Below are 17,723 nucleotides of genomic sequence, written 5' to 3' on the forward strand. Positions count from 1 at the left end.
ATTCGGAATGACTCGTCTAGGGTGCGGATTGAGTGTCAGGGATGTTCTGGCAAGTAGCCCGAGGAGCCCGTGCCTGACAGGTATCTGAGGGGTGTTCAGGCATGTACGGCACGTTCGTTGGCGGCCCGGTACTCCCGAAGGTGGCGCCCCGGGGCGCCACCTTCGGGAGTACCGGGCCTTGAACACCGCGCTTGTACGGCAGGGCTCACCTCGACTCCGCCGGCAGGGCACGCAGGTGCTCGATCTGTCGCCGGGCGAGTTCGGTGGTGCGGCGCATATGGCGGCCGAGCAGGGCCAGTTCCTGTTCGGTGTAGCCGTCGAGCATTGCCTGCCAGCCCTCGTCGAGCGAGTTCCAGAACTCGCCGAAGCGCTGCATGGCGGCGGCCACCGGCTCGACCAGCACCCGTCGCCGGTCCTGCTCGTCCCGCCGCCGGATGACGTACCCGGCCTTCTCCAGGCGGTCGACCAGCCTGGTCGCCGAGCCACTGGTGAGGCCGGTCAGCTCGGCGATCCTGCCTGTCGTACAGGGGCCCGGCTCGATGTCGAGCAGGTTGAGGCACTGCACGTCCGTCGAGTGCAACCCCAGGTGGTCGGCCACCGCCTGGTTGAACAGCACATAGGAGGCCAGATACCGCCGGGAGTCCAGTTCCAGCCACGTCGGCCGATGACCTAGGGGCACGATCCGCTCCTCAATGTCTGCGCAGCGCAGGCAATAATGTATGTTCACTGCATGACACAGGCAATTTATCAGCCCATCGTCGCTGTCACCGGCGCGACCGGCGTCCAGGGCGGCGCCACCGCTCGGGCCCTGCTCAGCCACGGGTCACGGGTCCGCGCGCTGACCCGTAACCCGTCGTCGGCGGCCGCAGAGGAATTGCGCCGGCTCGGCGCGGAGGTTGCGTACGCCGACTTCGACGACCGCGCCGGCCTGGATGCCGCGCTCGCCGGAGCCGATGCGCTGTTCGCGATGTCCACGCCCTACGTTATCGATGTCGACGCGGAGCTGCGGCAGGCGTTCGCGCTGCTCGACGCCGCCGCCGCGAGCAAAGCCGTCCGGCACATCGTCTTCACCTCTGCCGCCAACGCGGACCGCGGCACCGGCATCCCCCACTTCGACAGCAAGTACCGCGTCGAACTGCGTCTGCGGGACCTGGGCATCCCCTGGACGGTCATCGCCCCGGGTAACTTCATGGACAACTACACCGGCGAGTCGACGATGAGCGGCCTGCGCGAAGGCCGGTTCGCCCTGCCTCTGCCCGCAGACATGCCGCTGCCGTTCATCCCGGCCGCCGACATCGGCGCGTTCGCGGCGCTCGTCCTGCGACACCCCGAGGAGTTCGCCGGGCGGCGCATCGACCTGGCGTCCGACCGCTTGACGTGTGCGGAGATCGCCGAGATCTTCTCCGGCGTCTGCGGCCGTCCGATCGAGTTCGCGACGGTCCCCTTCGACCAGGTCGATGCGCACTCATCCGATCTGGCCGCCATGTTCCGCTACCTCACAGTCAAGGGCATGGACGTGGATGTCGAGGGCCTGCGCCGCGACCACCCCGAGGTGGCCTGGCAGACCTTCGCCGACTGGGCGGCGGCGCAGGACTGGAATCTGGCGAGCCCTGAAGCCCGCCCTCGTACGTGACGGTCGTACGTCCCTCAGCAGGCGGGGAGTTCGTCACGGCGTACGGGCGGTGACGAAGGTGGTCCAGGCGGTGGCCTGGACTACGAGGGCCGGGCCCTCGGGGGTCTTGGAGTCGCGGACGAGGGCGACGCAGAGGTTGTCGGCGACTTCGAGGCACTGGCCGCCGTCGGTGTTGCTGTAGCGGCTCTTGCGCCGTGTCCGGCCTGCTTCAGGGCCCCCCTGCCGCCTGTCTGCGCCAGCCCTTTGGCATGTGCCCCACGGCAGGAACCGCCAGGCGTCCTCTACCGGGAGGGAACAGGGCATTTCACCGATAGTCACCCCGGAGACACCGGTCACTCGCTCACGGTATCGGCCGAGCGGAGCCCACTCGTATATGCCTAACTTGCCTTACACGACTTCAACTCGTTGACCTGTAGAGACACTTGACGGCACTAGATAACTGGTGCGGTAGTACTCGCTGGGTCCACGGCGCAGATGGACCAACAGACCGGCGTACCCGATGACCACGATGAACAAGGTCATGGCGGCCCGGTAGGCCACGTCGAGGCCGGCGAAGCCCAGGCTCAGGCTGGCGCCGTAGGCGAGCATCACCGCCAGCCCCGCCGCGGCCGACCCCTGGCTCAGTGGCTGCCGGCCGGCACGCACGGCACGCAGGCTGACCACGTTGTAGGCCACGCCCACGGTCGCGTACACGACCTGCGCCAGGAGCAGCGCCGTCACCGGACTCCCGCCACGCGACGCACCAGTGCACCCTTGGTGCGCCGGAACCGGCTCGAGGTGGTGAGGGTGAGCGAGTCGATGTCGTCCGCGGTCGGGCTCAGCGAGCGGTAGCCGTCCTGAGTGACCAGCACGGTGTCGGAGTGTCGGTACCCGCCGATTCCTTCGACGTAGACAGCAGGCTCGATGGAGATCAGCATGTTCGGCGCCAGGACGTCGTCGCTGCCGACCGCGATCCATGGCGGCTCGTGCGCGCTGAGACCGAACCCGTGGCCGGTGCGGTGCATACGCTGCTGGTGGTCGTCGTACCCGAGGGCGGCGAGGTGGGCGTTCACGGCTTCGTCGATCTCCGCGGCGTGCACACCGGGAAGGACCATCGAGTAGGCCAGCGCGCGGGCGCCGAGCATGGCAGCGAACAGGTCGCGCTCGTCAGGGGTCGGCGCGTGGGTGAAGAAGGTCCGCTCGCACTCGGCCGCGTAGCCGTTGACCCTGGTCAGCGCCATCACGACGTGGGGCCCGCCGTCCAGCGTCGCGGCTAGCGGCGGCACCGAGTGGGGTTCGGAGCTGACCGGTGCCGGCCAGGCGGCGACGGTGATGCTCGAGGCGAGCGGGTTGAAGATTTGCTGTTCCGCGATGACCGCCCGCTGGATGGCGTTCGAGGTCATGTAGCCCTCGACAACGCTGGTGCCGGGATAGGTGCCGACGAGCAGCTTCTCCACGCCGCGGCGGGCGTAGTCGGCGGCGATGGCTACCTGGGCGACCTCGTAGTCGGACTTGACTAGCTGCACCGGGCGGAGCACGTCGGCGTGGCTGCCGCCGAGGGCGTCGAACACCGAGGCGATGTAGGCCGGGGTCGACGGTTCGTACGTGAACTCGTGCTTGAGGAGCGGCGCCAGGACGTCGTGCCAGGCTTCGCCGACCGGCGCGGGGAACTCGCGGTAGGCGAGCACCTGCTGATTGTCGGTGCCCCAGAAGCCGAGCACGTGGGTGCGTTCAAGCTCGGGGACCAGGAAGTGCCGCCCGCCAGTGTCGGCGTCAAGGACGAGGAAGAAAGGCCGTTCCAGCGCCTCGATGGTCGCCCCGGTGAAGTAGAAGAGCGACTCGGTGCTGGTCACAACGAGCTGCGGGCGTCCTTCCTCGCGCAGGGCTGCCAGGACGGCGTCGTGGCGGCGCTGGAACTCGCGTGCCGCGTCGGCGGTGATGTGTTGCTGCATGGGTGAAGTCCTTCCGGTCGTGCAGGTAGTGGGTGTCAGTGCGTCGTCAGTGCGGCCTCTTCGAGGCTGACGCGGGCGGTGGGTGGACCGAAGGCCAGCACGACGACGCACGCGATGACCAGCACGATGACCATGCACGCGAACGTGCCCGCGAAGCCGATGATTGGCATGGCGAGGCCGAGAGTGCCGCCACAGCGAGCCCCATCAGGACTCCGTCGAAGGAGTCCACCGCGTAGTCGACCGGTCCAGGCGAGCAAGGAGTTCCCGTTGAACCTGCATGTGCATCGTCGTCATTTGGCCGCCCAACTTACATTCATGCGCGAATGTAGATACAGTACGGATGTGTCGGCTCGTTGTCGATGGCTTCGGTGCAAGCCTCTGAGGACACGGGAATGATTGGATCCGCTCAAAGCGTGCCGGTAGGTATGGAACCGGTCGGGGGGTCCTACGACTGGAGCTGACGGCCGCGGCGCCCGGGACGGACCCTGTTGCGCCTCGAGTCCCTCGAGGCGGCGCTACTCGTCGACGGTGCCGTGCGCGGCTTCCGCGTCCTCTACGCAAGTCTCGGGCACGCCGGCGACCAAGTCGCCGTCATCGACCTGACACTCGAAGAACTGAGCTCTCGGGGCCGTGTCAGACGACGCGCACCGGCGTCGTGAGAGTCGTGGCCGGGACGCCGGAGCGCTCAGCCAACTGCGAGATGCGATACGTGGTCACACCCCCGACGCTAAACCTTCCACCCGACTCGAAGGTCAAGCAGAACGAGAAGCTCCCTCAACCATCACGCGGAGTCATCTCATCGACGTTCGCCAGAGGCTGGACACGAGAGTTCAGCAACACAGACAAACTTGACAGGGAACCGGTATGCCCGTTTTCCGGGGTCTGTTCGCCTAGGCTTCAGCGCCCCCCACTGCCTAAGGGCCCATATCTACGGCGGGCTCGATGCATGGGGCCTGGCCGGCACCTGATTTAGATCGACAACGGGTAGTCGACTCAGGTTGGCCGGTTCTAGTCTCCGCACCCTGGCCTCGTATGCGCCCGAGGGCGGTGGAGCCCTGAATGAGTCGAGTTGACGGCGCTGGAGACTTCAACGTCCGGCCTCATCCTTATCAGGTCGATCACGGGGAGTTGTCGACGTCGGTCAACCAGCTCTATGCCTCCACTTGTCGGCCGCTGAGGTTCGGCGTTGATCGCCACCGTTCGTGCTTGTTGGTGTCAGACGCTGATGTCAGCAAACCTGGGGGCCTTGACAACTGAGCGGAGGCTCCAGCCGTGTCATGCGCGTGACCGCCCGTAGGGGCAGGGCGTACGAAGTGGCCACAGCAAGTTTCACCCGGCAGGATCAATGCCATGGACTATCGACATGCCGTTGCGGCCGATGCCCCGGCTATGGCTGAACTTTTCGCGGCCAATCACTACGACGCGCTCACGGAGCAGGAGCGTGCGAAGCAGGGCTTCGTGCAGGGTGGCCTCGATGCCGACACACTGCGCTCGATGGCTGAGGACGGGAGCCTGCTCGTCGCGGACGATGACGGGCGCCTGGCTGGCCTACTCGGGCTGGCCTCCCCGGAGAACATGCCCAGTCTGATCCCGCCGATCCAGGCACTGCTGGATGCGCAGGATTCGCTGGAGTGGCAAGGACACCCGCTCCGTTCCACACCCTTCCTGCTCTACGGGCCCGTGGTGGTCGCCGCCGCCTACCGCGGGAAGGGAGTGGCCCGGGAACTGTTCACTGCGGCACTTCAGGCAGCCTCAGGACGAGCCGATGTGATGGTCGCCTTCATCGAACTGGCCAACCAGGCGTCGTGGAGAGTCCACGTGGACGGTTTCGGCATGGCCCCCCTGGGAGAGTTCACCATTGGCGATCGTGCCTACGGTGTCGTCGGTGCATCCACCCGACCGGCAGCAACGCCTGGCACCTGAGACGCCATCCGCTTATCGATGAGGAGGCTGGTCTGGTCGAACAGGGTTCCTGTTCGGGTGATCGCGCGGGGGCTGGCGCATGACAGCAGGGCCTCTTGGTAGGTCGGGGGTGCGAACCAAACCGATCACCAGGAGGCCCTGTTGACGCAGTCTTTCGCGCTCACCTGTGTGGAGTCCAACTCGCCGTCCCTGTCGTGTGACTGCTTCGCGCACAGGTTCGGCAACGCGGCGGACGGGCCGGAGCGCGCGCGGTGTTACGGCTCGGACATGACGGACGCGGAATGGCAGGTCATCAGGGCGGTGCTGCCGGTGCCCGCGTGGCTTGAAGGACGGGGCGGCCGTCCGGAGAGCTATTGCCACCGCGTGATGCTGGATGCAGTCCGCTACGTGGTCGACAACGGCGTGAAGTGGGCCAATCTGCCTGCGGATTTCCCGCCGTACCGGCGTGTGCATGCTTTCGCCCGCCGTTGGCAGGTGACGGGTCTGCTCGCCGAGTTCCACGACCGGCTGCGCGACCGCGTGCGAGACAAGGAAGGCAGCAAGATGGACCCGACGGCCGCGATCGTGGACTCGCAGTCATTGCGGGCGGCGGCGAACATCCCGCGCTCCACGTCCGGCTGGGACGGCGGGAAGAAGGTGGGCGGCCGCAAGCGGCACCTGGTGGTGGACTGCCTCGGCCTGGTCCTGGCCGTGGCGGTGACCGCGGCGAGCGTGCAGGACCGCGACGCCGCCGTCCCGCTGCTCAATCAACTGCGCAAAATGCACTTCTCCATCCGCCTGGTGTGGGCGGACGGCGGCTATGCGGGGCGGCTGGTCGAATGGGCGGCCGAGAACCTCCAGCTCACTTTGGAGATCGTCAGACGCACCGACGACACCACGGGCTTCGTGGTGCTGCCGCGCAGGTGGGTGGTGGAAAGAACCCTCAGCTGGCTGATGCGCTCGCGCCGCCTGGTGCGCGACTACGAGACCTTGCCCACCATGCACGAAGCCATGGTGCTGTGGTCGATGACCATGCTCATGAGCGGCCGCCTCGCCGGACGCCGCCCCGGTGCCCTGAGCCGGCCGGCACCACGAGCGCGGTGAACACTCCCGGCCGCATCTGCCGAGCCCACCCCCGCTCCACTAGGCGTTTCGCCTTCGACCGCACCCCCTCGACCTTCGCCGGGACCACCTGAAGCCCGAGAGCTGCGGCCATTTGCTGACAGCGCATGCCCTCCCGGCCTGCTTGCGACTCCAGCACCGACACGATCCGCTGGTAGTCCGGCGGCAGGACCGACGCCGTCATGCTGTCGGTCCGGTGCGGCACCACCGGACCGGCCACCGAGCCCCGCTGCGGCTCCGTGGCCGCGGAAGGCGGCTCTGCCAGCACCTCGGCCACCGTTGCCCGGGCATCCACCAGCCGCTGAAGAGCGCGTTCCGCCTCACCGAGTGCGGCCTGCGCCCGCTCGGCATCCTCCCGCAACCGTGCGATCTCTTCCCGGACCTTCTTCTCCCGGGCCTCCAGCAAACCGAGCACCGACGCCACCAGCCACCTCCACGAGCGAGACGAGCAGACCAACCAGGCCATCTCTCCCGCGCTGACCGGAGTTCATACCCACCCACCCGAACTAAACGATCACGTTCGGAAAGCGGATAGCGTCTGTGGGCGGTTCGTGAGCCTTTGAGTGGGTCTGCTGCCGCCTGATGGTGTGGCGGCGGGGCGGAATCTGCCGGTCCGCGGTTGGTGATCTGCTGATGTGGCCGGGTGAGTGAACGCAAGCCGTATCCGAGTGACTTATCGGACGAGCAGTGGTTGTTGATCGAGCCGGTGATCACCGCGTGGAAGGGCCGGCACCGTTCGGTCAGCGGTCATCAGGGTGCCTATGACATGCGGGAGATCGTGAATGCGATCCTCTATCAGGGGCGGACCGGCTGTCAGTGGGCCTATCTCCCGCATGATCTGCCGCAGAAGAGCGCGACCTACTACTACTTCGCCGCCTGGCGGGACGACGGGACCGACCAGGTCATCCATGAACTCCTGCGCTGCCAGGTCCGTGAGCGGGCCCGCCGATTAGAGGACCCGACCCTGGTGGTGCTGGACACCCAGAGTGTCCACGTGGCCGCCGGGGTCCCCGCCTCCACGAGCGGCCATGATCCGGCCAAGCGGGTGCCCGGCCGCAAGCGCGGCCTGGCCGTGGACGTCCTCGGCCTGGTCATCGCGGTCGTCGTCCTCGCGGCGAACACCCACGACAACGCCGCGGGCAATCTCCTGCTGGACCAGGTCGCCGAGCACGCCGGTGGAAGCGTCCGCAAAGCCCTGGTCGACCAGGGCTTCAAGAACCAGGTCGTCGCGCACGGCGCCGGCCTGGGGATCGATGTCGAGATCGTCCAACGCAACCCGCAGGTCAAGGGGTTCGTGCCGCAGCCGAAGCGGTGGAGGGTCGAGCAGACCTACGGGATCCTGATACTGCACCGGCGCCTGGTCCGCGACTACGAGCACCGCCCCTCCTCCTCCGCCTCCCGCGTCTACTGGGCGATGACCCACGCCATGACCCGGCGCCTCACCGGCGCGAACGCCCCCACCTGGCGCGAGCCGCAGGCGGCGGCAGCGTGAACATCCAGCCCCTGCTCGACGCCCTGGACCTCCAGGCAGACGCCGCCCGGGCCCTGGCCGACGACCTCCGCGCACAAATCGACGACCTGCAGACCAAGCTGCGGGAGGCCGAGATGCACCTGGAGCACCTCGCGATCACCCGCAAGACCGTCACCAGCCTCGCCGACCGGCTCCCGGCCGTCGTGCCGGACCTGCCCGAGCACCCGGACTACCCCCGCATCCTCGCCGCCTTCAACCACGCGACCGGGCCGCTACGGGCCAAGGACGTCTGCGAAGCCCTCGGCCACCAAGTGCTGCCGAAGAACGTCGAAGGCACCCGCGCCAAGCTGAAACGCCTGGTCAAACTCGGGATCCTCACCAAGGCCGACACCGGCAACTTCGCCCGGAAGCAATAGCCGACACAACCTCCACCAGCCGCCTTGCTCTCACCTCAGCCAGAAGAGGACATCCCCTTACGAACCGCCCACTGAAAACGCCCACTGTTCCAGCAGCCCAATCACCGACGGCATCCACGACCTCCCGGGGAGCGACACAACGACAGGCCCCTCCTCCCACGGCACCTCCGGCCCTACGCTCCACCAGCGGAAACGCAACACTCAAGTCCGGAAAGACTGTGAGGGTGATCTGGTGCCGCTTCGAGCGGTGGCCTGACTCGCGCAAAGACTGGCTTTGGTGCCTTTCTGTTGATCTGTCGGTCACCGCAGAAAGCACTCCTTTCGGACCTCGCTGTCGGTCGTGCGACCTCGGGCGCGCGCAGACCGGAACTCCCCTTGCCCAGCGGGCAAGGGGAGTTCCGGTGGGCTTGAACGGATACCGGTGTCAGCAGGAGCCCAAGCCCGTGAAGCCGACGCGGACGAGTTTCCACTGCTGGTTCGCGCCGCCCCAGTCCGAGTACTGGACGATGCCGGTCCCGTCGGCGGAGGAGAAGCCCGGTACCTCGACGGCCTTCCCGCTGTTGCGGTTGATCAACCGGACGTATCCGTCCGGTGAGTTAGCCAACCGGAACTGCTGGTTCACGCCACCGTGGTCGCTCCACTGGTGGATGGCGGCGTTGTCGGCCGTCGACCAGCTGGAGACGTCCAGCACCTTGCCGGAGTGCCTCGCCTTCAACCGGTAGTAGCCGTCACCGGAGTTGAGGAACTGGAACTGCTGGTTGGTCCTGTCGATCCGGGCCCACTGATTGACCGCGGCGCCGTCCGCGGAGCTCACGCCCGACACGTCCAGTGCCTTGCCGCTGTTGCGGTTGACGATGACGTACCAGGCGTTCGCGTCCACAGCGCCCGGATTCGCCGCCGGCGCGCACGCGCGCAAGTCGAAGCGTTCCACCCGCACTTTGCCGCCGAGGGCCCGGGTGGCGTGGTTGAAGACGGCGAAGCGGTAGCCCATGAAGAAATGAGGCCGCTCGTTCATGGTGAAGGCCGGGCCGAGCCGGGTGAAGGTGGTGCCGTCGGTGCTGTAGGAGAACGTCGCCTGGCGGCCCGGCCCCGGGCTGATGTCGGCGGAGGCGCGCAGCCAAACGCGGCTGCCGGACGCGGGGAGGTCGGCGCGGGCCCGCTCGGTGCCGGTGCTGCTGGTCTTCCAGCCGGCGTCCATGGCCAGGCCGTCGAACATCACCAGCCTGCTGACGCCGTTCAGCCGCGTGACGCCGATCCAGGCGGAGGAGTCCCGCAGCATCGCCAGCCCGGCCCGGTCACCGTCCGTCATCCCGGAGTAGTCGAGCACGACGGTCGCGGTGGAGGCGGGGCCCTGGATGCGGCGGGTGAGGGTGTTACGGGCGCTGTAGAGGTCGTCGGTGACGGTGGCGGTCCTGAGGGTGAGCCCGTTGTCGACGGTGAACGCCGTGGTGTCGGGGTTGTGGTTCCACTCCCAGTGCGGCGCCAGCGCCGTCCCCTCGAAGGTGTCGGCGCCGGTCATCGGCGGGAGCGGGCGCGGGGTGACCGGGTAGGGGTATGTCTCGCCCCACGTGCCGTCGACTTTCTGGAGCTGGGGCCAGCCCTCGGCGTTCCAGGTGACCGGGGCCAGGGCGGGGACGCGGCCGCCGGGATAGGCGTCGATGAAGCCCATGTAGTACCAGTCGCCGTTGGGGGTGTCGACCAGCGAGCCCTGGTGCGGTATGCCGCCGCCGGGGATCGGGCCGGGCAGGTCCAACAGCACCTCCCGCATCTCGTACGGGCCGAAGGGGCCTGAGGTGGACTTCCAGACGTACTGGCCGTTGGGCGGGCGGGTGACGAAGATGTAGTAGTTCCCGTTGATCTTGTAGAAGCGGGAGCCCTCCATCAGGTGCAACGCGTCGGGCTTGGTGAGCACGTGCTCGGACCTGACCTCGGTGCGCATGTCCGGGGAGAGCTGCGCGACGCGGATCTCGTTGACGCCGTACGCCACGTACGGGGTGCCGTCGTCGTCGAAGAGCAGCCCCGCGTCGTAGTAACCGCTGCCGATCTCGGCGTGCCGGGTCCAGGGGCCCGCCGCGTTGGTGGCCCTGTATACGTACGACCGCTGCCAGCCGATCTGGCCCAGCCAGTAGAAGGTCTTGTCGCTGGGGCGGTAGCGCATCGAGGACGCATAGATGCCCTGGACGTACGCCCGTCCGCCCTTGAGGTCGTACGCGTCACCGAAGTCCAGGACCGGCACCGAGTGGCCGATGAACTCCCAGTTGACCAGGTCGTAGGAGCGCAGGACGGGCGCGCCCGGCGAGAAGTGCATGGTGGAGGCGCTGTAGTAGTACGCGTCGCCGACGCGGATGACCTCGAGGTCGGCGAAGTCCTGCCAGATCACCGGGTTGATGAACCGTTCCTGCTGGGCCGCCGTGGCCGCCGCCGCGCGCATCGCCGGCAGCGTGGTGCCCGCGACCAGGCCGGCGGTGACCGCCATGACTCTTCGGCGGCTGTGGGGGTGTTGGAGCCAGGACATGTGAAATCAGCTTCCTCACGGGTAAGGGGGACCGAGAGCCGAAGTTCGAAATGTCGCTCTGGCTCTGGGGTTCTGGTTGGTGGCGGATGTTCTGGGCAGGGGGCGGTGGCAGGTGGTGCAGGTGCCGGTCCAGCAGTTCAGCAGGTCTTGGATGGTGTCGAGGATCTGGTAGAGGGTGAACCCGCTGTATCGGCGTCTGGGGCCAGGCGCTGCTCGGTCAGGAACGCGTGGGCGGCGGTGACCAGGGTGACGTGGTGATGCCAGCCGGTCCAGGAGCGGCCCTTGAATCCCGGGACCGGGGCGGGGAGGGGCTCCGGTCCCGGGAGTCGGGGTCATCCGGCGGCCAGAGTGGTCCACTTCTGGTTGGAGCCGCCGTGGCAGTCCCACAGGTGGAGCTGTGTGCCGTCGGTCGTGGAGAAGCCCGGAATGTCGAGGCAGCGGCCGGAGACGGGGTTGCGGTAGCCGCCGTTGTAGGGCTCCCAGACCTGGTTGGAGCCGCCGTGGCAGGTCCAGAGCTGCACCTTGGTGCCGTTGGCGGTGCCGAAGCCGGAGGCGTCGAGGCACTTGCCCATGGAGCGCAGGGTGCCGTCGGTGTAGGCGGACCAGAACTGGTTGACGGCGCCGGTGCAGCTCCAGGTCTGGACGGCGGTCCCGTTGGCCGTGCCGAAGCCGCTGACGTCCAGGCACTTGCCGCCCAACTCCGACTGCACGGGTGCGGGGACGGGGGCGGGGTTCCTCAGCCACCCTGCGCTGTCCGCGGACTGGATGCCGCGGTGGAAGGCGTCGGCCATCTTCTGGTAGCCCGCGTCGTTGGGATGCAGGGCGTCGGCCAGGTCGGCCGTGGTCAGGCTGCTCATGTCCACGTACGCGACGCGCTTGCCCGCGGCCTGCGCCTCGCTCACGATCTGGGGGATGGCCCGGTTGTACGCGGCACGGTACTGCTCCTCCGTGCCGCTGGTGGACACGACCAGGGAGGCCACGAGGACGGTCGCGTCGGGGACGTCGGCGGTGATCTGGTTGACCAGCGACTTCAGCCGGTCGGTGGCGGTGGAGACCTGATAGCTCCCGGCCAGGTCGTTGGTGCCGATCATCAGCGTCACGACGTTGGGCCGGTAGCGGGTCAGCGCGACGTCGGCGAGTTCGGCGATCTGGTGGATCCTGTATCCCTGGTAACCCTCGTTGTCGGGGTCGGACATCGAACCGCCCCGCAACTTGCCGACGAAGTCCAGCGGATGGCCGTCTGCCGCGAGCTTGTCCCACAAGGGAGCCCGGTAGCCGTTGCCCGTACTGCTTCCCACACCCCAGGTGATCGAGTCACCCAACGGCATGACCCGCAAAGGCGTGGTCGAGGCGGCGGAGGCAGGTGCCACACCTGCTGCCGTCACCCCGAGCGCGGCAGCGACAAGCGTGACGAGGGGTAGAAGCCAAGGCTTTCTCATGCGGGCGTCCTCTTCTGCGAGTGCTCGACGTTCGTGTCGGCAACTCGGCTGGTGTGTCGTCCCGCTGGCATAGCGGGCACATGACGTACTGGCGGAACGGCGTGGTGGGGAAGCGCTTGCGAGGTGAGCGTTGACAACGTCGAGCCATCCGGCGTCCCGTCTGCCCCGGTGCTCGACTGCGGAGAGACCGTCGCCTCGCCGAGCCAGGAGACGCCGTGCAGCGCCTCCGTGCCCGGTGCGGAACGAGGCGATGCCGAGGCGCTCCACGTCCGGTGCGTACTGGTGGAGCAGTGCGATCCGCTCGCCGAGCGTGAGCCGACCGAGCAGATCGTCGATGCGCTTGCCCATTGGCAGCGCGGCGTCGCGGAACGGATGCCTCTCGGTCGCAGGGAGGGACGGAAAACGCAAGTCTGACCTCTAAATAGGCAGGTAGGGAGTGTTGAAGCGCTTCGAAGTTGTCATCGCTTCTATCGGATTGTCAATGGCTGGAATGCAAGAAAATTTCTTCTTGTGGTCCCTCTTGTTCTGTTCGAAATGTGCCGTTATCGTTCGCGGCCAGTGAAGCGCTTCGACACCCGGTTGCGATCTCCTTCTTCATCGCCTGACCTGCGCGGACTCCTCCATCGTCGTCCCCGGCCGGGTGTCGGCATCGATCTCGTCCTGACGGACCCACTTGCGCAGCGTCTCGGTAGTGCCGCTGCCGAGTTTCGCGGCGACTGCTTTCATCGCGGCCCACTCGGTGTCGTAGTCGGGCCGCACCTCGGCGCCGCGTCGCGGCCCTCGAGTACGCGACCCAGAACATCCGCGTCAACGCCGTCGCCCCGGGCGTGACCCACACGCCCATCCTGGACAACGCCCCAGCCGACCAGCTCGAGATGCTCGCCGGCCAGGTCCCCCAGGACCGGCTCGGAACCCCGCAGGAGATCGCCAACGTCGCCGCCTTTCTCCTCGTTCGACGCCGAGGCGGTCATGTCACCGGTCAGATCTGGTCGTCATCCTTGAGCAAGCGACTCCGGCCTGGCCCGTCGGGGGCCGTCTGGGGCCATCCGGAGGCGGTGTGGTGCGGCCCTGAAGTGTTCGGCATAGCGAACACAGTTCGAAGTGTCGAGCAACTGGATAATAAGATTCCGGTGATCAGCGTCAATACCTCTCGCAAAATTCGCAAGCCGGAACATTCACAACTGAACCAGGCGGCCGCAAGTCCCGTGGTGTAGGGGTCTTTGGTAGAGGGTCAGCTAGCGGTGCGGGCGCGGGCTTGGACAGGCACCGTTGCCGTACTGGTTGCCGCCGTTCCCGAAAAGGTTGCCGCCCGGTCCAAGTGCACGACTTGAGGATGACGGACCGCGATCCCGGTGACCCAGTCGATGGTCATCGTCTTCTCGTTGTCGGTGAGTAAAAGCGGGACCACGCCAGCCATGGGCAGAACAACAGCGTCTCGCGCTCGCTTCCACCGCCGGGCCAGGCACTTTCGGGCCCGATCCCCAGTCGAACTGAAACCAGAGGCCGGGCTCGGCGATCCAACGGCCGGTAAGTACGACGGTGGCCGGCCCGCCACTGTTTCCTTCACCCGCGCGACCGCCCGCCGCGTCGTCCGCTCGTCCCCGGCGAACTCCAGTAGCCGGAGGCGTTCGTGGAGCTTGTCGGCTCGCACCGTGCGCTGCGACCGGTCGACCCGCTCCTCGATCTTCGGCAGGAATGGGTCGATCAAGGATCTTGTGCCGTCCGCTCTCAACTCCTAGGATCCATGCCGTCCGAAGGATCGGTTCACGTTCGCAGTATCGAACACGCACGGCCGAAGCGGCTTGCGCATGGTGCGCATGCCGGGCATGACGGACTTGGAAGGGTGCCCGGCATTCGTGCGGCGAGCCCCGATCGCCTCCCGGAGCATCGTGTGACGTCGCCCGCACCATGCCCGCGCCTGTGCCGCGCGGCCGTGGTCCTCCTGTCAGACCTGGGGCGGCCGGCCCGTCGTCCAACTCGTAGGCCGTGCCTGAGGCACGTCGTATCCCAGCCCTGTCCTGCCGCCCCCACCCCGCCAGGTCACCCCACTGACCTGCGGCGACGCCTTCGACGGAACGACCGTGAAACCGAAGCGGGAATCGAACCATAATCCGGATCACGACAAGTGGTCCGTCAACAACGGCCTGACCCGGCGCACCGCGACGGCCACCAACGACTTGTACTGGGCCCGCAATACCCTCACCCACCGGATTCAAGGACCCACCTCCACCGCGACCATCCAGCTGGACTACGCGACGATCCCCGACGGACAGCAACTGGAACACCACCGGCACCGAAGTCGCGAGCGCTAACGTCACGGGCGGTCGCATCTGGCTGCGCGCGGCCGCCGACATCCACCCCGGCGCCTCCCGCCCGGGAACCTTCTCCCACAGCACCGACAACACCAACTTCACCCGCCCGGGGCCGCGTTCACCATGGGCAACACCTGGCAGTTTCTTCACGGGCTACCGCTTCGCCCTGTCCAGCTACGCCGCGCAGACACTCGGCGGCTCCGTCCGCATCGCACGGTTCGCGCTGACCACACCCCGAGCGCAGCAACGTCCCTCCCCCGCACCTGACCAGCTGCTCAGTCCCCGACCCGCAGCCCCAGGAAGGACCACACCATGGCCAGCACCGCCGTTCACAGGCCAACGGCTCACCCGACCGCAGTGAGATCACCCGCCACCGGTACGAGACTCACCCGGGCAGCCGCCTGGGTGGTGGGCCTCCTGCTGGTGTTCGCCGTCGTTCCCGCCGCGGTGCAGCCCACCACGGCCAGGGCCGACAACCCGATCGTGCAGCACGTCTACACCGCCGACCCAGCCCCACTGGTGCACAACGGACGGGTCTACCTCTACACCGGGCACGACGAGGACGGCTCCAACTCCTCCTTCGTGATGAAGGACTGGCGGGTGTGGTCCTCCGCCGACATGGTCAACTGGACCGACCACGGCTCACCGCTCAGCCTGACCACCTTCAGCTGGGCGTCCAGCGACGCGTGGGCGGGCCAGGCCATCGAACGGGGCGGCAAGTTCTACTGGTATGTGCCGGTGACGGCCCGGGCGACCGGCCGGATGGCCATCGGCGTGGCGGTGTCGGACAGCCCCACCGGCCCGTTCCGGGACGCCCTCGGCCACCCGCTGATGGAGAACAGTGAGATCGACCCGACCGTCTTCATCGACGACGACGGCCAGGCCTACCTGTACTGGGGTAATCCGAACCTGTGGTACGTCAAGCTGAACGCGGACATGACGTCTTACGCAGGCAGCCCCGTCCAAATTCCGCTCACCACCGCGGGCTTCGGAACCCGCACCGACAACCCCGACCGTCCCACGCTGTACGAAGAAGCACCCTGGGTCTACAAGCGCAACGGCCTGTACTACATGGTGTATGCGGCTAGGTGCTGCGCGGAGTTCATCGCCTACTCCACGGCACCCAGCCCGACCGGGCCGTGGACCTACCGTGGAACAGTCATGCCCGCCCAGGGCAACAGCTTCACCAACCACGCGGGCATCGTGGACTTTCAGGGCAACTCGTATTTCTTCTACCACAACGGCGCCCTCCCGGGCGGCGGCGGCTTCACCCGCTCGGTCGCGGTGGAGAAGTTCTCCTACAACGCCGACGGAACGATCCCGACGATCAACATGACGAACACCGGTGCACCCCAGGTCGGTGCGCTTGACCCGTACGTACGCCAGGAGGCCGAGACGATCGCCTGGGGTTCCGGGATCGAGACCGAATGGACCAGTGACGGCGGAATGAACGTCGGCTGGATCGAAAACGGCGACTACATCAAGGTCAAGGGAGTGGCCTTCGGGGCCGGCGCCTCCTCCTTCACCGCGCGCGTGGCCTCCGACACCGGCGGCGGCACCGTCGAGCTGCGCCTGGGCAGTCCGAGCGGGACGGTCGTGGGCCGGTGCAGTGTGCCGAATACCGGCGGCTGGCAGACCTGGACCACGGTGACCTGCCCAGTGAGCGGCATGACGGGAACCCAGGACCTCTACCTGCGGTTCACCGGCGGCAGCGGCTACCTGTTCAACATGAACTGGTGGCAGTTCACCCGCGCCGCATAACCGCACCGCGTTGACTTGCTCCTCGGGCTGAAGCCCGAGGATTCTGCCCTTCCCGTCCGAAGACTGCGCCGCTACGCGGCACAGTCTTCGGACGGAAATCCGTGACTTCCTGCTTCGTCACGCTGTACCGGGACGAGTCCTGGCCTGACCCGTCATCATCACCGGGCTCACCGGCATCTGGACCGCGACCAGGTGATGACGGCCGCCCGCGGCTTCAGCGGCCAGGGCGAGCAGCTCCCCCACCGTGAACGCCTCCTCTTCCAGACCCGCCCACGTGGCGATGCCGTACCCGGCCACGTTCCCGGCCGCCACGGCTTCCTCGAGGACGACGAACGCCTCCCCCATCGCGCGGTGCAGGGCCAGGCGGCCGCCTCCAACCGCCCCGCCTCGCACCCGCCGACCACGACCTGCTCTGGCAACGCCTGACCACCCGCTGAACCCCCTTGCCGCCCCAGCCCTCACAAGACCGGCACCGGTACCTATAGACGCGCCAACCACCTTGCGCGCAGACCGCCACCCCACTCAGCTCACTGCGCAGCACCAAACAACCAGCTCAACCCACGAACCCTCCGGCATCGGACACTCGACTCCGCGCAAACCCCACCGCGAAACGAACACGCCGCTCAATACAGCTGAGCAACACCAGCCACAACCAAGATCAATAAGCAAACGCGTCAGCTACGCCACGGTCGCGGATGAGCGCTTCCAGGAGAACCTGGAGGCCGCCAAGGCGTACCACGAAGACCACTGGACCCTCTGTGCTCCGAGTCGGCCGTGGCCCTGGACAGGCCGGTGGGGCAGTGGTTGAGCAACCTTCGTCGCACGGGTGCGCTGGAAGGGCGCCCCGAGTGGGAGACCGCGCTCAGGGAGATCGACTCTCGCTCAGGCGATGCGGCTGGGCCTGGCCGGGGAGCGGCTGATGGATGTGGAGCTGGCGGCCGCGGAGCTGACGACCAACAGCGTGGTCCACGGCGGAGGCCGCGGGACACTCGCCATCTGGGCCGAGCAGGAACAGCTCGTTATCGAGGTCCGTGACGCGGGCCGGCTGACCGATCCGCTGGCCGGCCGCCGCCCGCCGGAGCGCGGACGGGTGGGCGGCCGGGGCCTGCTGCTGGTCCACTACGTGTCCGACCTGGTGCGCGTACACACCAGCGACGACGGCACGACCGTGCGCTTCTACCTCAGCCTGTGACGAGCGCGCGGTCGTGCCGTCGTCGCTGG

At 67.5% G+C, this 17,723-nt stretch carries 18 protein-coding genes and 4 pseudogenes; 10 read left to right on the forward strand and 12 right to left on the reverse strand.

Going from position 1 to position 17,723, the window contains the following annotated elements; translation table 11 throughout:
• Positions 1-205: 205 nt before the first annotated feature.
• Positions 206-679, reverse strand: coding sequence for a MarR family winged helix-turn-helix transcriptional regulator (locus tag AOK23_RS27320; protein ID WP_199834958.1), 474 nt, complete (start codon positions 677-679; stop codon positions 206-208).
• Positions 680-730: 51 nt separating this feature from the next.
• On the opposite strand from AOK23_RS27320, the gene AOK23_RS27325 reads away from it, so the two are divergent.
• Complete coding sequence (locus tag AOK23_RS27325; RefSeq protein ID WP_055715280.1) at positions 731-1,633, forward strand: NmrA/HSCARG family protein; 903 nt, start codon at positions 731-733, stop codon at positions 1,631-1,633.
• A gap of 33 nt (positions 1,634-1,666) precedes the next feature.
• Here AOK23_RS27325 and AOK23_RS51725 read toward each other — a convergent pair whose 3' ends face one another.
• The 4 genes from AOK23_RS51725 to AOK23_RS51510 form a co-directional block, all read right to left on the reverse strand.
• A complete protein-coding gene (locus tag AOK23_RS51725) occupies positions 1,667-1,936 on the reverse strand; it encodes a DUF397 domain-containing protein (protein WP_079049729.1) in 270 nt (89 codons plus the stop codon).
• Between the two features lie 84 nt (positions 1,937-2,020).
• Complete coding sequence (locus tag AOK23_RS27330) at positions 2,021-2,353, reverse strand: hypothetical protein (protein WP_055715281.1); 333 nt, start codon at positions 2,351-2,353, stop codon at positions 2,021-2,023.
• Complete coding sequence (locus AOK23_RS27335) at positions 2,350-3,564, reverse strand: M24 family metallopeptidase (RefSeq protein WP_055715282.1); 1,215 nt, start codon at positions 3,562-3,564, stop codon at positions 2,350-2,352. Before AOK23_RS27335 ends, AOK23_RS27330 begins: the two co-directional genes overlap by 4 nt.
• A gap of 35 nt (positions 3,565-3,599) precedes the next feature.
• A complete protein-coding gene (locus tag AOK23_RS51510) occupies positions 3,600-3,734 on the reverse strand; it encodes a hypothetical protein (RefSeq protein ID WP_276205760.1) in 135 nt (44 codons plus the stop codon).
• 1,180 nt (positions 3,735-4,914) lie between these two features.
• Between AOK23_RS51510 and AOK23_RS27340 the strand changes: the two genes are divergently transcribed.
• On the forward strand, positions 4,915-5,487 hold the full coding sequence (locus AOK23_RS27340; RefSeq protein WP_055715283.1) for a GNAT family N-acetyltransferase: 573 nt from the start codon (positions 4,915-4,917) through the stop codon (positions 5,485-5,487).
• 267 nt (positions 5,488-5,754) lie between these two features.
• Entirely contained in the window at positions 5,755-6,570 is an 816-nt protein-coding gene (locus AOK23_RS27345) for an IS5 family transposase (protein WP_240496579.1), read from the forward strand.
• Here AOK23_RS27345 and AOK23_RS27350 read toward each other — a convergent pair.
• Entirely contained in the window at positions 6,503-7,012 is a 510-nt protein-coding gene (locus AOK23_RS27350; RefSeq protein ID WP_055715293.1) for a hypothetical protein, read from the reverse strand. The two genes, AOK23_RS27345 and AOK23_RS27350, sit on opposite strands and share 68 nt — an antisense overlap.
• A 219-nt stretch (positions 7,013-7,231) precedes the next feature.
• Here AOK23_RS27350 and AOK23_RS27355 point away from each other — a divergent pair, with 219 nt between their 5' ends.
• Both AOK23_RS27355 and AOK23_RS27360 read left to right on the forward strand, forming a co-directional pair.
• A complete protein-coding gene (locus AOK23_RS27355) occupies positions 7,232-8,080 on the forward strand; it encodes an IS5 family transposase (protein ID WP_055715285.1) in 849 nt (282 codons plus the stop codon).
• Positions 8,077-8,475, forward strand: a complete 399-nt coding sequence (locus tag AOK23_RS27360) for a hypothetical protein (protein ID WP_055715286.1) — start codon at positions 8,077-8,079, stop codon at positions 8,473-8,475. Before AOK23_RS27355 ends, AOK23_RS27360 begins: the two co-directional genes overlap by 4 nt.
• Before the next feature lie 424 nt (positions 8,476-8,899).
• Here AOK23_RS27360 and AOK23_RS50345 read toward each other — a convergent pair whose 3' ends face one another.
• From AOK23_RS50345 to AOK23_RS27370, 4 genes and pseudogenes are all read right to left on the reverse strand, one after another.
• Positions 8,900-9,412 carry an RICIN domain-containing protein gene (locus tag AOK23_RS50345; RefSeq protein WP_240496583.1) on the reverse strand — a complete coding sequence of 171 codons (513 nt, stop codon included), beginning with the start codon at positions 9,410-9,412 and terminating at the stop codon, positions 8,900-8,902.
• Positions 9,389-10,990: pseudogene (locus tag AOK23_RS27365) on the reverse strand (glycoside hydrolase family 43 protein); the annotation flags it as partial. The gene AOK23_RS50345 and the pseudogene AOK23_RS27365, both read right to left, overlap by 24 nt.
• 137 nt (positions 10,991-11,127) lie before the next feature.
• Positions 11,128-11,277: pseudogene (locus AOK23_RS47090) on the reverse strand (IS701 family transposase); the annotation flags it as partial.
• A gap of 45 nt (positions 11,278-11,322) precedes the next feature.
• Positions 11,323-12,429 (reverse strand): SGNH/GDSL hydrolase family protein, encoded by a 1,107-nt coding sequence (locus AOK23_RS27370; protein WP_055715288.1) that lies wholly within the window; start codon positions 12,427-12,429, stop codon positions 11,323-11,325.
• A gap of 123 nt (positions 12,430-12,552) precedes the next feature.
• On the opposite strand from AOK23_RS27370, the gene AOK23_RS48075 reads away from it, so the two are divergent.
• Positions 12,553-12,843 carry a hypothetical protein gene (locus AOK23_RS48075; RefSeq protein ID WP_055715289.1) on the forward strand — a complete coding sequence of 97 codons (291 nt, stop codon included), beginning with the start codon at positions 12,553-12,555 and terminating at the stop codon, positions 12,841-12,843.
• A gap of 180 nt (positions 12,844-13,023) precedes the next feature.
• On the opposite strand, the gene AOK23_RS48080 is transcribed toward AOK23_RS48075, so the two are convergent.
• Positions 13,024-13,188, reverse strand: a complete 165-nt coding sequence (locus AOK23_RS48080; protein WP_157878170.1) for a hypothetical protein — start codon at positions 13,186-13,188, stop codon at positions 13,024-13,026.
• On the opposite strand from AOK23_RS48080, the gene AOK23_RS50350 reads away from it, so the two are divergent.
• From AOK23_RS50350 to AOK23_RS27385, 3 genes and pseudogenes are all read left to right on the forward strand, one after another.
• Positions 13,146-13,643: an SDR family oxidoreductase gene (locus AOK23_RS50350; RefSeq protein ID WP_079049728.1), complete on the forward strand. Its 498-nt coding sequence runs from the start codon at positions 13,146-13,148 to the stop codon at positions 13,641-13,643. The genes AOK23_RS48080 and AOK23_RS50350 overlap by 43 nt on opposite strands.
• Before the next feature lie 735 nt (positions 13,644-14,378).
• Positions 14,379-15,102 (forward strand): annotated as a pseudogene (locus tag AOK23_RS45635) (hypothetical protein); the annotation flags it as partial.
• A gap of 47 nt (positions 15,103-15,149) precedes the next feature.
• Positions 15,150-16,502, forward strand: a complete 1,353-nt coding sequence (locus tag AOK23_RS27385) for a glycoside hydrolase family 43 protein (RefSeq protein WP_055715291.1) — start codon at positions 15,150-15,152, stop codon at positions 16,500-16,502.
• Between the two features lie 117 nt (positions 16,503-16,619).
• On the opposite strand, the gene AOK23_RS27390 is transcribed toward AOK23_RS27385, so the two are convergent.
• Positions 16,620-16,847, reverse strand: coding sequence for an aldo-keto reductase family protein (locus tag AOK23_RS27390; protein WP_055715292.1), 228 nt, complete (start codon positions 16,845-16,847; stop codon positions 16,620-16,622).
• Between the two features lie 541 nt (positions 16,848-17,388).
• Here AOK23_RS27390 and AOK23_RS27395 point away from each other — a divergent pair.
• Positions 17,389-17,694: pseudogene (locus tag AOK23_RS27395) on the forward strand (ATP-binding protein); the annotation flags it as partial.
• Positions 17,695-17,723 lie beyond the last annotated feature (29 nt).

The sequence above is a fragment of the Streptomyces torulosus genome (assembly GCF_001419765.1).
GTDB lineage: Bacteria > Actinomycetota > Actinomycetes > Streptomycetales > Streptomycetaceae > Streptomyces > Streptomyces torulosus.